13 protein-coding genes are annotated in these 13,502 nt (G+C 60.8%); 8 read left to right on the top strand and 5 right to left on the bottom strand.

Features of this window, described 5'->3' with window-relative positions; genetic code table 11:
- Positions 1–482 precede the first annotated feature (482 nt).
- Both GIV35_RS26450 and GIV35_RS26445 read left to right on the top strand, forming a co-directional pair.
- Positions 483–887 (top strand): TraR/DksA family transcriptional regulator, encoded by a 405-nt coding sequence (locus GIV35_RS26450; RefSeq protein ID WP_003191666.1) that lies wholly within the window; start codon positions 483–485, stop codon positions 885–887.
- 157 nt (positions 888–1,044) lie between these two features.
- Positions 1,045–1,248 (top strand): hypothetical protein, encoded by a 204-nt coding sequence (locus GIV35_RS26445; protein WP_034125690.1) that lies wholly within the window; start codon positions 1,045–1,047, stop codon positions 1,246–1,248.
- Here GIV35_RS26445 and GIV35_RS26440 read toward each other — a convergent pair whose 3' ends face one another.
- The 3 genes from GIV35_RS26440 to GIV35_RS26430 form a co-directional block, all read right to left on the bottom strand.
- Entirely contained in the window at positions 1,249–1,491 is a 243-nt protein-coding gene (locus GIV35_RS26440) for a DUF2789 domain-containing protein (RefSeq protein ID WP_034125689.1), read from the bottom strand.
- Positions 1,492–1,559: 68 nt separating this feature from the next.
- Positions 1,560–1,790 (bottom strand): hypothetical protein, encoded by a 231-nt coding sequence (locus GIV35_RS26435; protein ID WP_236265730.1) that lies wholly within the window; start codon positions 1,788–1,790, stop codon positions 1,560–1,562.
- Positions 1,791–1,902: 112 nt separating this feature from the next.
- Positions 1,903–2,178 carry a hypothetical protein gene (locus GIV35_RS26430; RefSeq protein WP_105226677.1) on the bottom strand — a complete coding sequence of 92 codons (276 nt, stop codon included), beginning with the start codon at positions 2,176–2,178 and terminating at the stop codon, positions 1,903–1,905.
- Between the two features lie 394 nt (positions 2,179–2,572).
- Here GIV35_RS26430 and GIV35_RS26425 point away from each other — a divergent pair, with 394 nt between their 5' ends.
- Positions 2,573–3,022 carry a hypothetical protein gene (locus GIV35_RS26425; protein WP_236265732.1) on the top strand — a complete coding sequence of 150 codons (450 nt, stop codon included), beginning with the start codon at positions 2,573–2,575 and terminating at the stop codon, positions 3,020–3,022.
- Between the two features lie 131 nt (positions 3,023–3,153).
- On the top strand, positions 3,154–4,161 hold the full coding sequence (locus tag GIV35_RS26420) for an ABC transporter substrate-binding protein (protein WP_198716526.1): 1,008 nt from the start codon (positions 3,154–3,156) through the stop codon (positions 4,159–4,161).
- Positions 4,162–4,301: 140 nt separating this feature from the next.
- On the opposite strand, the gene GIV35_RS26415 is transcribed toward GIV35_RS26420, so the two are convergent.
- Both GIV35_RS26415 and GIV35_RS26410 read right to left on the bottom strand, forming a co-directional pair.
- Positions 4,302–6,428 (bottom strand): TonB-dependent receptor, encoded by a 2,127-nt coding sequence (locus tag GIV35_RS26415; RefSeq protein ID WP_236265731.1) that lies wholly within the window; start codon positions 6,426–6,428, stop codon positions 4,302–4,304.
- 90 nt (positions 6,429–6,518) lie between these two features.
- Positions 6,519–6,908 (bottom strand): DUF2946 domain-containing protein, encoded by a 390-nt coding sequence (locus GIV35_RS26410; protein WP_032897017.1) that lies wholly within the window; start codon positions 6,906–6,908, stop codon positions 6,519–6,521.
- 93 nt (positions 6,909–7,001) lie between these two features.
- Here GIV35_RS26410 and GIV35_RS26405 point away from each other — a divergent pair, with 93 nt between their 5' ends.
- The 4 genes from GIV35_RS26405 to GIV35_RS26390 form a co-directional block, all read left to right on the top strand.
- Positions 7,002–7,439, top strand: coding sequence for a DUF3995 domain-containing protein (locus GIV35_RS26405; RefSeq protein WP_034125683.1), 438 nt, complete (start codon positions 7,002–7,004; stop codon positions 7,437–7,439).
- A 317-nt stretch (positions 7,440–7,756) separates the two neighbouring features.
- Positions 7,757–8,923 carry an efflux RND transporter periplasmic adaptor subunit gene (locus GIV35_RS26400; protein WP_105226680.1) on the top strand — a complete coding sequence of 389 codons (1,167 nt, stop codon included), beginning with the start codon at positions 7,757–7,759 and terminating at the stop codon, positions 8,921–8,923.
- A complete protein-coding gene (locus tag GIV35_RS26395) occupies positions 8,920–12,096 on the top strand; it encodes an efflux RND transporter permease subunit (protein WP_198716528.1) in 3,177 nt (1,058 codons plus the stop codon). Before GIV35_RS26400 ends, GIV35_RS26395 begins: the two co-directional genes overlap by 4 nt.
- Positions 12,093–13,502: efflux transporter outer membrane subunit (locus GIV35_RS26390; RefSeq protein WP_236491447.1), on the top strand; the 1,410-nt coding region annotated here is incomplete at its 3' end. The genes GIV35_RS26395 and GIV35_RS26390, both read left to right, overlap by 4 nt.

Below are 13,502 nucleotides of genomic sequence, written 5' to 3'. Positions count from 1 at the left end.
TTGGCCAGAAGCTGTTTGGAGCTTCCTCGGATAGGCCTGATACATAGATGCAACCGGGTACCAATGTTTGAAAAGCGGGTTGAAAGTGGGGGCGAGTCCATACATAGGAGCGAGCTTGCTCGCGAAAGCTGCAAAGATAACGCGGGCTATCTGATTGAACGCGGTGTCCTTGAGTGCTTCGCGAGCAAGCTCGCTCCTACAACCGTTTGTCTTCTATATAGCTCCACAACACTGAATTTCTTGCTATAAACGCACTCCGATGACCATTCGCCAAGCCCGTCCTGGTGCCTTTGGGGGTTGATCGGGAAAAAATGCCTGTCTTTTCAGTTGCTGCGCCCTCAAGTCGGCCTTAGACTGCCGCCCCTCGTAAATTGAGTGCCGGGTGGCGCTTGGAATGGATGGCGCCCTTCCGAGACCTGCACAGGTCGGCCGGAACGCTCCCTAATTCGCCTTAATGCACGTATTTTTTTATAGAGAAATCAATGACAAAGGAAAAGTTGCTGGCCATGCCGGCGGATGACTACATGAATGCCGAACAGCACGCTTTTTTCGAGAAGTTGCTGCAAGACATGAAGGTGGAGCACCACGAGCGCATTGAGCAGAACCGTATCGCCATTGAGAGCCTGGACACCCCGGCCGACCCGGCTGACGCGGCTTCTGTCGAAGAAGAGCGCACCTGGCTGGTAAACGCCATTGACCGCGACCAGCGCATGCTGCCGCAACTTGAGCGTGCTCTGGAACGCATCAAGGAAGATTCCTTTGGCTGGTGTGACGACAGCGGCGAGCCTATCGGCCTCAAGCGCCTGCTGATCAGTCCTACCACCAAGTACTGCATCGAAGCGCAAGAGCGTCACGAGCAGATCGACAAGCACCAGCGTCAAGCCTGATGCGGTGAAGGGGGCGGCTCTCTAGCTGGCCGCCCTGGATCGGCATTGTTGCTGTTTATGCAATGAAGCTATTCCGTGGATAGCTTTTTCCAACTGGAATAAAGCCGTAGCATGGCCAACATTGTTAGCCAGCTAACTAATGCTGCGGAGAAGTTCCATGCAAAACAAAGTCGATGTGGCCGTAATGATCGGCAGTGGCGTACCCCAAACCCTGCGTGCCCTGGGCCAGCGAGCTTGCTGGGTGGTGTTGCTCAACGGTGAGCAGCGCGGCACTGCGTTCGCCAGCCGGGACGAGGCGCAGGAATGCCAGGCTGCCTGGCAAGCGCTGTTGCGCAGGGAAGCGTCAGACAGCCTGCATTGATCAAGCGCGGGGAGGCTCATGCAGCAGCGCATTGAGATCATCCACTGCGGGAGCCCATTCTGCGTCGACCTGCAATTGTTCCCTGAGGAAGTTCGCCTGCTGTTCGCTCCAGAATGGCGCGTCGATGAGTTTTACATCATCGGGCAGTCGATGTTCGGCGGTAAAACGTTCGATGGCTTCCTGGCTGGAATCCAGCCCCAGTTGTTCGAACAGGGTTTCAAGGGTTGGGGTGGTGGTGTCCATAGCGTTCTCCATGCGGGCTTATCGTCATACATGTGAGGGGCAGGGCACGCTAGAGTTCTATCGGGTTGTCAGGTATTGAGTGCGCCGCAATCCACGGCGGTCTTCAGTGCCTTGGCCGCCTCTTTGCCAGCCACGGCCGCTGCTTCGGCGGTTTTGAACCAGCGGTCTTTCTCCACCTGGTGCGCGGTGACCTTGTTCAGCGGTGGTTTGGCTCGCATGATGATGACCGCTTGAAACTCACCGTCTACTTCCCTCGCATCGCCGTGGATAATAAATTCGCCAATATCAAATTCCGTCACGTATGGCTTTCCCTTCAAGGTAACTGCGTTGATGAAACCTGACCCGCGGGGGGGGCAAACTTCCATGGACAGGCCAGTATGGCAGTTGTTGAGGGGCTGTGGCGCGGTAAAGTCATACAGGCGACGAAACGATTCCGCCGCCTGAGGCGTACAGCTTGGCTTCAAGGGACTTGGCCAGTTCGCAGGCTTTGATGTGATCGCTGCGAAACCCCTTGATCTTGCCGCTGGGCACTTCAAGAATATGAAAAAAGTTCTTTCCTGCGGGTACAACTTGGTAAAGCACCGAATTGGAGTACCCATTCAGGTTCAGCAGGCAGTAGTATTGCTGTTCGTCGGGACATGGTGAACGAGTGTGGAAAGACGTAGCGTCGTGTTGACGTCGTTGCATGCTCAGCTCCTGTCGATCGATCCGGTTAGCTTGTCTGCGTTGTTTCGGGTGGTTTTCACCCTGGTTGCTGTTCTAGTATTGTCGTCGGTAGTTCGTGACTGGTTCCATGCCCAGATGTTTTTTTGTGTTGGGGTGTCGGAAAACTGCATTTTTGATTGGGTTATTCTCTGAAGTCGGCAGACCCGTATTCTCGGGTCGTTGAACCTGTGATTTGCTGTATCACGGTTGACTTCCCATGAGGTCCGCCGTTGAGGTTTGTACTAGCCTTACGAGTTCTCTTCAGTTTTTTAATGACTCTGTATCGTGTCGTAACGGCCATTTTTTGTGCTGTTCGCTTTGGCGGCCAGTGCTTTTTTGATGTGGGGGCGTTTCCTTGGCAGTCAGTAATCTGGATATGCACGCGTTATTCGTGCTGGGTGATTTGCGCGCAAAGTTGGTCAAGCAGTTTCAATCTCGGTTTGTCTACGTCACCGAACAGACGCCGGAAGGTATTTATATCGCCGAAATCGATACCGAAACGGCGCTGGTCGTGGATGACAAGCCACGTCTGGAACTCAAAGTAGGTGACCATTTTCGCGCAGCGGTATTGCCCAGCCGCGAAGGTGGCAAGTTCGAATTGAGGTTTCGCGATATCAAGTTGACCGTCTACGGCCTCGGCGACTATGCCTTTGTGTCGTCGAGCGAAGGCCAGGGTATTGTGTTCAAGGAAGGCCACAGCGTAATGCTGGTATTCGCCGCCCATGAGCAATTGCAGGAAGGGTTGACCAAGACCCTGAAGGCCGTGACTGGCAAAGCCGCCAAATGGCGCAAGGGTGAACTGGTGACCTTCAAGGCCAGCGAGTAGGCGATAAATACGCTGTGCATCTTTGTCTTTTGGAACCTCTACTACAGTTGAGTTGACTTAACTATTCAGAGGCTTCGCGCATTCGCAGCAAAGCCGTTCGCCATGACTGCGAAAACGCGAGGTGCACAGGCATGAAAGGATTGAAGTCACTGCTGGCGGCGGGCCTGACGACCCTGAGTCTGTCATTGCCGGTATCGGCTGCCCAGGCACCGGTGCATTTTGCCGACCTGAATTGGGAAAGCGGCAGCCTGATCACTGAAGTACTGCGTTTTATCGTCGAGAAGGGCTATGACCTGCCCACCGACACCTTGCCTGGTACCACCATTACCCTGGAAACCGCCCTGGCCAAGAATGACATCCAGGTGATTGGCGAGGAATGGGCAGGCCGCAGCCCGGTGTGGGTCAAGGCTGAAGCCGAAGGCAAGGTGGCGGGCCTGGGCGATATCGTCAAAGGTGCGACCGAAGGCTGGTGGGTGCCGGAATACGTGGTCAAGGGTGACCCCTCCAAAGGGCTAAAACCCCTGGCTCCAGACCTCAAAAGCGTACAGGACCTGGCGCGCTACAAGGACGTGTTCAAAGACCCTGAATCGCCGGGCAAAGGGCGCTTTCTGAACAGCCCCATTGGCTGGACCTCCGAAGTGGTCAACAAACAGAAGCTCAAGGCTTATGGCCTGGACGACAGCTATGTGAACTTCCGCAGCGGTTCGGGGGCGGCGCTGGATGCGGAGATTGCCTCGTCGATTCGCCGGGGCAAGCCCGTGCTGTTCTATTACTGGTCGCCGACCCCGTTGATGGGGCGCTATAAATTGATTCAGCTGGAAGAACCGCCATTTGATGCAGGTGCGTGGAAGACCCTGACTGACGCAGACAACCCGAACCCGAAGCCGACACGCTCATTGGCTTCCAAGCTGAGCATTGGCGTGTCGACGCCGTTCCAGCAGGAACATCCACAGATTGCCCAGTTCTTCGAGAAGGTCGAGTTTCCCATCGAGCCGCTTAACAAAGCCTTGGCGACGATGAGCGAGCACCACACGCCGCCTCGGGAGGTGGCCCAGGCGTTTCTCAAGGAACATCCGCAGGTGTGGAAGGCCTGGTTGACGGAAGATGTGGCGCGGAAGGTCGAGGCGAGCCTCAAGTAACCGGCGGTCTTTGTATCGAGTGAAGGTCAAGATGTGGGAGCTGGCTTGCCTGCGATGACTGAGTGTCAGACAACATATTTTTATGCTGACCCACCGCTATCGCAGGCAAGCCAGCTCCCACATTTGACTGTATTCAAGCTTTAGAATTTGGTCTGTACGGCCAGCTCAAAGGTCCTCGGCGTCCCCAGATAGTACGCCGGCGACACATGGGCAAACTCGGCATACACCTCGTTAGTCAGGTTACGTACGCGCCCGGTTACCGAGGTATGCGCATCCACCTTATAGCGCAGGAAGGTGCCGAACAGCGTATAGGCCGCTACGGTCTGGGTGTTGGCATTGTCTGCATACACCTGGGCGACATAGCGCGCATCCACCCCGCCTTGCCAATCCTCGGCAAAGTCATAGGTCAACCATAGGTTACCCACGCGCTTGGGCACGTTGGTTGGCGTATTGCCCTTGCGCGACACCACGGCGCCGCTGGCGATTTTCTCGTTGAACTCATCGTACTGCGCGTCCACCCAGGCGAAGTTGCCTTCGGCCAATAGCCTCGGCGTGATGCGCAACGAACTGGCCAGTTCGATGCCCTTGGACGACTGCGCGCCTACCGGGATGCTGCTGGTCGGGTCCAGCGGGTCGGTGACGGCGAAGTCCTTGCGTTCGATCCTGTACGCGGCGACCGTGGCGGAACCGCGGCCTTCCAGGTAATCGAACTTGCTGCCGATTTCCCATTGCTTGCCGGTGGACACGTCGAACACCTGTGTAGTGGTGTTGGGCTGTTCGACGGCGGTGCTGTATTGCACATAGACGTTGGCGGAGGGGATGAACTGATAGGTCAGGCCCACCCGGCCCGTTACCGGCTCCCAACTGCGCTTGAAGTGTCGCGGGTTGGTGGCGGTGATCGTACGATGGTTGGTCACGTCCAGATCGATGGCGTCATAGCGCAGGCCAGTCAGCAGCGAGAGCTTATCCGTCAGTCCCAGACGGTTTTCCACGAACAGTGCCTTGGTCGTCACCTGGTTGGTCTTGTCCTTGACGAAACCTGGCCGGGTACCGGGAATATCATAGAAGTGCCCCGGGGCGTAGTGGTTCGGGTCTACGGTACTTTTGCCCGGCACGTTCAACGGGCTGTTAGTGGTGCTGTTGATCTTGTACTCAAAACCGCCGGACCAGGTGGTGGCGAGGCTGAAGACGCTCGTGTCATGGCGCAGTTCGAACTGGTTGCCGTTCTGCTCGCCCTGATGCCGCACCTGATAGGCTGTCGAGCGGTTCACCGCGCTGTTGTCGGCGTTGTATTGGTAGGTCTCCAGGTTGCGGTAGTCGCGCTGGCTGTCGAGGTGATAGAGGGTATTTTTCAGTGTGGTGCTGTCGTTGATCCGGTAGTCGATGATCGAGCGTGCCCAGATCGTGCGTTGCTCATAACGGCCGTCGGCAACGTTGTAGTTATTGAAGCGGTTGTGCTTGTCGATCTTCAGCTCACCGGCCTTGGGGTTGAGCACCGGCGTGCCCCAGTACGGGCTGTCTTCATGTTCGTCCTGATATTCCAGCGCCAGGGTGTGGGACAGGTTCGGGGTAAGGTCGCTGAGCAGGGAAAACGCCACGCTCCAGGCATCGCGCCGGTCGCGGTCGATGTAGCTGTGATTGGTGTTGCGGCTCACATCCAGGCGGGCGTAGTGCTGCACCTCGGTGCCGGGTTCGGTCAGCGCATGGTTGAGGCCGAACGCCATACCGGCGGTGTCGTAACTGCCATAGCTCAGTTGGCCCTCGATGGCCTGTTCCTCGCGGCTTGCCAGCTTGGTCACGTAGTTCAGCGAGCCACCCACTGAGCCTGCGCCGTTGATCAAGGAGGAGGGGCCGCCTACCAGTTCGACGCGGTCATAGATCCACGCATCCACCGGTCGCGCCAGGCCCGTGGCGACATTGATGCCGTTGAACATCTGGGTGATCTGGCTGCTGGTAAACCCTCGGTACGAGACAAACCCGCCAAACCCAGGCGGCGCGCTGGCGTTGACGCCGGGCAGGGTATTGGCCGCATCGCGGAAGGTCTTGGCGCCGTGGCGCTCGATATCGTTGCGGTTAGCAATGGCCACCGACGCCGGGGTTTCCCGCACGCTCAGGCCCAGGCGCGAGGCCATGCCGCTGGATTGGTCCAGGGCCAGCCCAGGCTCGGCACTTTGCTCGCCGTCAATGGTGGTTGGCGCCAACTCAAGGGCCGAGGCGCAAACAGGCAGGCAGCCGAACAGGCCCGCCAACAGGGGTAAATGTTTCATGGTTGAATCCTGAAAACTTGGCTCGAAAACAACGCACTGCTCCCGTACTCCTTACGGAAACGAAGCGGTGCAGATCAGAACGCGCAGGGATCAGGCGAAGGCAGGTGGCGCGCGCGGATTAGCCGCAGGCCAGGTGAAGCGGGCGGGAATGTCGGCGGCGAGCACCACCGCTGCGGGCGGCGCATGGGGTTGCGGCAGGACTGCCACATTCAGGTGGGAGTTGAGCGCCGGGCCCATGCCGCCGGTAGAACACAGCGGGCAACCAAACGCCTTCGACAGCGTTGGCAGGCTCTCATCCGTAGAATTGCTGGGCAGGGGCGCCTGGGTACGTGGGTCCACCGTACAGAATTGGCCGCTGATGCCATTGAGCTGCATCCCCACCATCTGCCCATGACCAATGCTGCAGGCGAACACATTGAACAGGACGCAGCAGTAGAGCATCCAGGCAATGAGTGAGCGGTCGGCACGGGCGAGTTTCATGGGGCGGCACTTTATCATCAGCGACCGACGAAATGCCTGCAAAAAAACTCAGGGCGACTATCCTCATTCGCACATTTTTATGGAGCGCCGACCATGAGCTTTGTGATTGCGCGATGGATCGTCGGGGTATTTACCTTCATCAGCATGGTGCACCTGTATTGGGCTGCGGGTGGCAAGCTCGGCAGCCTGGCCGCTATCCCGCAACTGCCCGGAGAGTTTGCCAGCGGGCCGCGACCGGCGTTCAAGCCGTCGGCGCTGGGGACTTTTCTGGTGGCGATGGGGCTGGTGGCGATTGCCTTGCTCGTGTGTCTGCGCGCCGGGCTGTATTTCTCGCCGGTGTCCCACGGGGCGTTGCAATGGGGCATCAGCGCGATTGCCGTGCTGATGTTTGCCCGGGCGATCGGGGATTCGGAGCTGGTGGGTTTTTTCAAGAAGGTCGGCGGGTCGAGGTTTGCTCGCCTGGATACCTATTTCTATTCGCCGTTGTGCCTGGTGTTGGGCGCCGGCCTGCTGGTGGTGGCGTGGAGCTGAGCCTGAGCCCACAGATACCTGGCTGACACCGCGCAATCCAAATGTGGGAGCTGGCTTGCCTGCGATGCAGACACCTCGGTCTACCAGCCAAACCGGGTTGATCCCTTCGCAGGCAAGCCAGCTCCCACCTTCAACCACCCTCGACAGGTAACCCCGAGCGCTACCAAGCCCCTCTGGCCGCCATTTGATTCACCTCCAAGTATTTCCCAGACAAAAACACACCCCCCGGTTTTATAGCGCTTGACCTTCCCAGTATGGCAAGCCGGATAAAAACCCCAAGTGTCGGTTTGTCTTGAAAATTCCAAGGAGGGTGAACGATGTACACCAAACCAGTAAGCCTGATCACCGGGGCGTTGGCCGTAGCGTTGATGCTGGGCGGATGCTCGGACAATGCGCCGCCAGCCGCAGCGGCCAAGCCACCCGGCGTGCCAGTCGCCCAGGTGGTGGCGCGTGCGGTGACGCCGTTTGTGGAGTACACCGGTTCGTTGACCGCCATCGACCAGGTTCAATTGCGCCCGCGAGTCAGTGGCTATCTGCAAAGCGTCAGCGTGCCCGAAGGGCAGTTCGTGGCCAAGGGCAGCCCGTTGTTTGTGATCGACCCGCGTATGTTCCAGGCGGCAGTGAACGCAGCCAAGGCACGTCTGCGCGAGGCCGAGGCCAATGCGTTGCTGGCCCAGGCCGAGCATGGCCGCGCCGAGCAGTTATATGCCAAAAAGGTGGTGGCACGTGATCGTCTCGACACCGCCGTTGCTTCGTTGAACGCCGGCAGAGCGCAGGTGGAGGCCGCCAGGGCTGCGCTGGATACGGCCCAACTGGACCTGAGTTACACCCGCGTCACCGCACCTATCAGCGGGCGTATCGACCGCGCCCTAGTGACGGAAGGCAACTATGTCACCCGTGGGGAAACAGCGCTGACCACGATTGTTTCCATCGACCCCTTGCATGTGTATTTCGATGTGGATGAACGCACCTATCTGCATTCGTTGGCAGCGACGCGGCAACACGCCGGGTCCAAGGGCGACCAAGCCGCCAAGGTCATGGTGGCGATGCTCAACGACACCACCTATGCACGGGCCGGTCGCGTGGATTTTCTGGCCAACTCGGCCGACCGCAAGACTGGCACGGTGCGCGTGCGTGCGGTGGTGGAAAACCGGGACGGGCGCTTGACGCCGGGGCTGTTCGCCAAGGTCAAGCTGGATACCGGCGCGGCGCAACCCCGGGTGTTGATTGCCGACCATTCCATCGGCACCGATCAGGGCCGCCGTTATGTGTTGGTTGTCGGTGAGGGCGACAAGACCGAGTACCGCCCGGTGGAAGTCGGCCCGGTGGTCGACGGCCTGCGGGTCATCGAACAGGGCCTGCAACCGGGCGAGCGCATTGTCGTCAAAGGGCTGGTGCGCCCCGGCATGCAGGTGACACCGCTGGCCGCCAGTATTGACGGCAAGCCGCTTGAAGCACCGCTGGCGGTGGGGGGCGTGCAATGAGCTTCCCACGCTTTTTCATTGACCGACCGATCTTCGCCATCGTCCTGTCGGTGTTGATGATGATCGGCGGCATCGTGGCCTTCTTCCATCTACCGTTGAGCGAATATCCCGCCGTCACGCCGCCCACGGTGCAAGTGACGGCGTCGTATCCGGGGGCCAACCCGCAGGTGATTGCCGAGACAGTGGCGGCGCCGCTGGAACAGGTGATCACCGGGGTTGAGGGCATGCTTTACATGACCTCGCAGTCGGCCACCGATGGACGCATGATCCTGACCGCAACGTTCGCCCAGGGCACCAATGCGGACATGGCGCAGATCCAGGTGCAGAACCGTGTTTCGCGGGCTTTGCCGCGCTTGCCCGAAGAGGTGCAGCGCCTGGGCGTGGTCACGCAGAAAACCTCGCCGGACATCCTCATGGTGGTCCACCTGCTGTCCCCCGACCAACGTTATGACCCGCTCTACATCTCCAACTATGCCTACCTGCAGGTGCGCGATGAGTTGTCGCGCCTGCCGGGGATCAACGATGTGCTGGTGTGGGGCGCGGGTGAATACAGCATGCGCCTGTGGCTCGACCCGGACCTGATCGCCGCCCGTGGCTTGACCGCCGGTGATGTGATTGCTGCCGTGCGCGAGCAGAACGTGCAAGTGGCGGCCGGCTCGGTCGGCCAGGCGCCGGACTCCACTGCGGCGTTCCAAGTCACGGTCAATACCCTCGGGCGCCTGACGGATGAAGAGCAGTTCGGCGACATCATCATTCGCACCGGCGATAACGGCCAGGTCACGCGCTTGCGCGATGTGGCACGTATCGAGATGGGGGCCGATGCCTACGCGCTGCGCAGCCTGTTGGACGGCGAGCCTGCGGTGGCCTTGCAAATCATCCAGAGCCCTGGGGCAAACGCGCTGGATGTGGCGCAGTCGGTGCGCGATACCATGCAGCGCCTGCAAACCAGCTTCCCCGAGGGGTTGGTGTCGCGGATTGCCTATGACCCCACGGTGTTTGTGCGCGCTTCGCTGGAGTCGGTGGCCATCACGCTGATGGAAGCGATCCTGCTTGTGGTACTCGTGGTGGTGGTGTTCCTGCGCAACTGGCGCGCGTCGCTGATTCCTTTGATGGCCGTGCCGGTATCGATCATCGGCACCTTTGCGGTCATGCACCTGATGGGCTTCTCCCTCAATACCTTGTCGCTGTTCGGCCTGGTGTTGTCGATCGGCATCGTGGTCGACGATGCAATCGTGGTGGTGGAGAACGTCGAGCGGCATATCGAGAACGGCGAGGAGCCGATGCAGGCTGCGCGACGGGCGATGAGCGAGGTCACCGGCCCTATCATTGCGATCACCTCGGTGCTGGCGGCCGTGTTCATTCCCACGGCGTTTCTCAGTGGCCTGCAAGGCGAGTTCTATCGGCAGTTTGCGCTGACCATCGCAATTTCCACCATCCTCTCGGCGGTCAACTCGTTGACCCTCAGCCCGGCGCTGGCCGGCCTGTTACTGCGGCCACGGCATGCCGCTGTGGTGCATGACCCGCGCAGCCTGCGTGGTCGCGCCGCACGGCTGTTGGAGGTACTGGGCCGGCCGTTCCAGCGTGCGCCGCAAGCCTATGGCAACACTGTGCGCAAGGTCGTCGGCCGTCGCGGTGTGGCGCTGTTGGCTTACGGCGGCTTGCTCGCATTGACCTGGTTCGGCTTCAACGCGGTACCGGCCGGCTTCGTGCCGATGCAAGACAAGTACTACCTGGTCGGTATCGCCCAGCTGCCGAACGCGGCCTCGTTGGAGCGTACCGATGCGGTGGTGCGGCAAATGTCGAAAATCGCCCTGGATGAGCCGGGGGTCGAGAGTGTCGTGGCGTTCCCGGGACTGTCGGTCAACGGCTTCGTCAACGTTCCGAATGCGGCGGTGATGTTCGTCATGCTTGATCCGTTCAAAGAGCGCACCTCGCCGGATATGGCGGCGGTCGCCATCGCCGGGCGTCTGCAGGCCAAGTTTGCGAGCATCCCCGACGGCTTCCTCGGCGTGTTCCCGCCGCCACCGGTGCCGGGGCTCGGGGTAACCGGGGGCTTCAAGCTGCAGGTCGAAGACCGTGGCGGCGTCGGGCTGGAGGCGCTGGTGCAGCAGACCCAGGTACTGATGACCAAAGCCACTGAGTCAGGCCAGGTGGCCGGGCTGATGACCAGCCTGGACGTCAATGCGCCGCAACTGAATGTCGACATCGACCGCACCCAGGTCAAGAGCCAGGGCGTGCGCCTGGCGGATGTGTTCGAGTCGCTGCAGGTCTATCTGGGGTCGCTGTATGTCAATGACTTCAACCGGTTTGGTCGCACCTACAAAGTCACGGCCCAGGCCGATGCGGACCACCGCATGCAGGCCGAAGCCATCGGTCGTCTGCAGGTGCGCAACGCCGACGGGGACATGCTGCCGTTGTCGGCGTTTGTCACGGTCACGCCGAGCTCCGGGCCTGACCGGGTGATTCACTACAACGGCTATCCCTCGGCGGATATCTCTGGCGGCGCGATGCCAGGGGTCAGCTCCGGGCAGGCGGTTGCGCTCATGGAGCGCCTGGCCCAGGAGGTACTGCCCGAGGGCGTGACCTATGAATGGACAGACCTGACCTACCAGCAAAAGCTCGCCGGCTCATCGGCCCTGTTTATTTTCCCGCTGTGTGTGCTGCTGGCTTATCTGATCCTTGCCGCGCAGTACAACAGTTGGCTGCTGCCGCTGGCGGTGTTGCTGATCGTGCCCATGTGCCTGCTCAGCGCAATCCTCGGCGTGTGGCTGGTGGAGGGCGACAACAACGTGTTCGTGCAGATCGGGTTGGTGGTGCTGGTGGGCTTGGCGGCGAAGAACGCCATCCTGATCGTCGAGTTTGCCCGCAGCCTTGAAGCCGAAGGCGCCAGCCCATTGGAAGCGGTGATCCACGCCTGCCAATTGCGCCTGCGCCCTATTTTGATGACGTCCCTGGCGTTTATCGCCGGCGTAGTCCCGTTGGTGTTTGCCAGTGGCGCCGGGGCCGAGATGCGCCATGCCATGGGGGTTGCGGTGTTTGCCGGGATGTTGGGCGTGACGCTGTTCGGTCTGTTCCTGACGCCCGTGTTCTATGTGGTGATGCGCAGCCTGGCGCTGCGCGTTCAGCGTCAGGGGGCGAGTCCGACGGTGCAGCTAAAGGAGAGCGCATCATGAAACAGGCGTATCCAGCTTTTCTGTTGTCGTTGACCCTGCTGGCCGGTTGCGGCTCGGTGGGGCCGGACTATTCCGCGCCAGTGCTGCCCGCTGCGCAGCGGGCGACGAGCTTCGGCGCGCCCATCGCCGGGCTTGGTGCGGGCGAGGTCGAAGTGCAGTGGTGGCAAGTGTTCGACGAGCCGGCATTGAGCCAATTGATTCAACAGGCACTGGCGGCCAACCACGACATCGGCATCGCCGCCGCACGCCTGGACGAAGCCAAGGCGCTGTTGCGCGAAAGCCGCCAAGGCTTCCTGCCCAGCGGAGGCGCCGCCCTGGGTTACGAGCACCGCCAGCGCAGCGAGGTAGAGACCCCGTTCGGCGAGCAGCGCTCCATTGAAACCACTCGGGCGGCGGTGGATGCAGCCTGGGAAATCGACTTGTTTGGGCGCGTGCGTCGCTCGGTGGAGGCGGCCCAGGCCCAGGCGGGGTCGCGTCAGGCGTTGCTGCGCAGCGTGCAAGCGAGCGTCGCGGCGACGGTCGCGGCTACCTGGTTCGAGTTACAAGGGATCGAAGCCGAACAGGCGGTGGTCGCGGATATCAGCCAGAGCCAGCGCGACAGCCTGGGCCTGGTGGGGCAGATGGTTAGCGTCGGCGCCGCCACCGAATTCGACCGGCTGCGTGCCGAGGCCTTGTTGCGCAATGTGGAGGCCGTAGCGCCTGACCTGGAGCGACGTCGCGCCAAGTCAACCAACGCGTTGGCGGTGCTGCTGGGGCAAGCGCCCCAGGGGTTCAAGCCACCGCTGGCCCGGCCTGGGCGTGAAACCTTGAACCTGCGCACGTTGCAGGTGGGAGACCCGGCCGGCTTGCTGGCGCGCCGTGCCGATATTGCCGCGGCCGAACGCACGCTGGCGGCTGCGACCGCGCAGATTGGCGTGGAAACCGCTGGTTTGTATCCGGATATCCAGGTGCAGGGTTCCATCGGTTTGCTGGCCGGAAGTCTCAGCGCCCTGGGCGATGCGGGCATGCAGTCGAACTTTATCGCGCCGGTGATTCGCTGGTCACTGCTGGACACCGGGCGCGTACGAGCGCGGATTGCCGCCAGCGAGGCACGCACCCAGGCCGCGTTGATCGCTTATGACCAGACCGTGTTGCGGGCCCTGCAGGAAACCGATGATGCGTTCCAGGCCAACCGTACGGCCGGCAACGCACTGGGCTTGCGGCTGTTGGAGGCGGCCGCCAACCGTGAGGCAGCCAGCTTTGCGCGCGAGCGGTTTGCGCAAGGCGAGGGCGTGTACCTGGATGTGCTTGAGGCCGAACGCGCGGACTTCACCAGCCGCCGGGCATTGACGGCGGCGCGCACGGAACAGCGCTTGGCGGTGGTGGGGATCTATAAGGCGCTGGGTGGTGGGTGGGAGATCTGTGAG

Origin of the sequence: Pseudomonas sp. PA-1-6B, from assembly GCF_021609545.1 — a bacterium.
Classification (GTDB): domain Bacteria; phylum Pseudomonadota; class Gammaproteobacteria; order Pseudomonadales; family Pseudomonadaceae; genus Aquipseudomonas; species Aquipseudomonas fluorescens_BV.
The sequence above is the reverse complement of the archived record's forward strand: the minus strand, read 5'-3'. Positions and strand labels throughout refer to the sequence as shown.

Excerpts from the sequence above, each read along its gene's own strand:
- GIV35_RS26420 (WP_198716526.1), top strand. The coding sequence starts at position 3,154 with ATGAAAGGATTGAAGTCACTGCTGGCGGCGGGCCTGACGACCCTGAGT.
- GIV35_RS26430 (WP_105226677.1), bottom strand. The coding sequence starts at position 2,178 with ATGCAACGACGTCAACACGACGCTACGTCTTTCCACACTCGTTCACCA.
- GIV35_RS26415 (WP_236265731.1), bottom strand. The coding sequence starts at position 6,428 with ATGAAACATTTACCCCTGTTGGCGGGCCTGTTCGGCTGCCTGCCTGTT.
- GIV35_RS26445 (WP_034125690.1), top strand. The coding sequence starts at position 1,045 with ATGCAAAACAAAGTCGATGTGGCCGTAATGATCGGCAGTGGCGTACCC.
- GIV35_RS26410 (WP_032897017.1), bottom strand. The coding sequence starts at position 6,908 with ATGAAACTCGCCCGTGCCGACCGCTCACTCATTGCCTGGATGCTCTAC.
- GIV35_RS26405 (WP_034125683.1), top strand. The coding sequence starts at position 7,002 with ATGAGCTTTGTGATTGCGCGATGGATCGTCGGGGTATTTACCTTCATC.
- GIV35_RS26425 (WP_236265732.1), top strand. The coding sequence starts at position 2,573 with ATGCACGCGTTATTCGTGCTGGGTGATTTGCGCGCAAAGTTGGTCAAG.
- GIV35_RS26450 (WP_003191666.1), top strand. The coding sequence starts at position 483 with ATGACAAAGGAAAAGTTGCTGGCCATGCCGGCGGATGACTACATGAAT.
- GIV35_RS26400 (WP_105226680.1), top strand. The coding sequence starts at position 7,757 with ATGTACACCAAACCAGTAAGCCTGATCACCGGGGCGTTGGCCGTAGCG.
- GIV35_RS26395 (WP_198716528.1), top strand. The coding sequence starts at position 8,920 with ATGAGCTTCCCACGCTTTTTCATTGACCGACCGATCTTCGCCATCGTC.
- GIV35_RS26440 (WP_034125689.1), bottom strand. The coding sequence starts at position 1,491 with ATGGACACCACCACCCCAACCCTTGAAACCCTGTTCGAACAACTGGGG.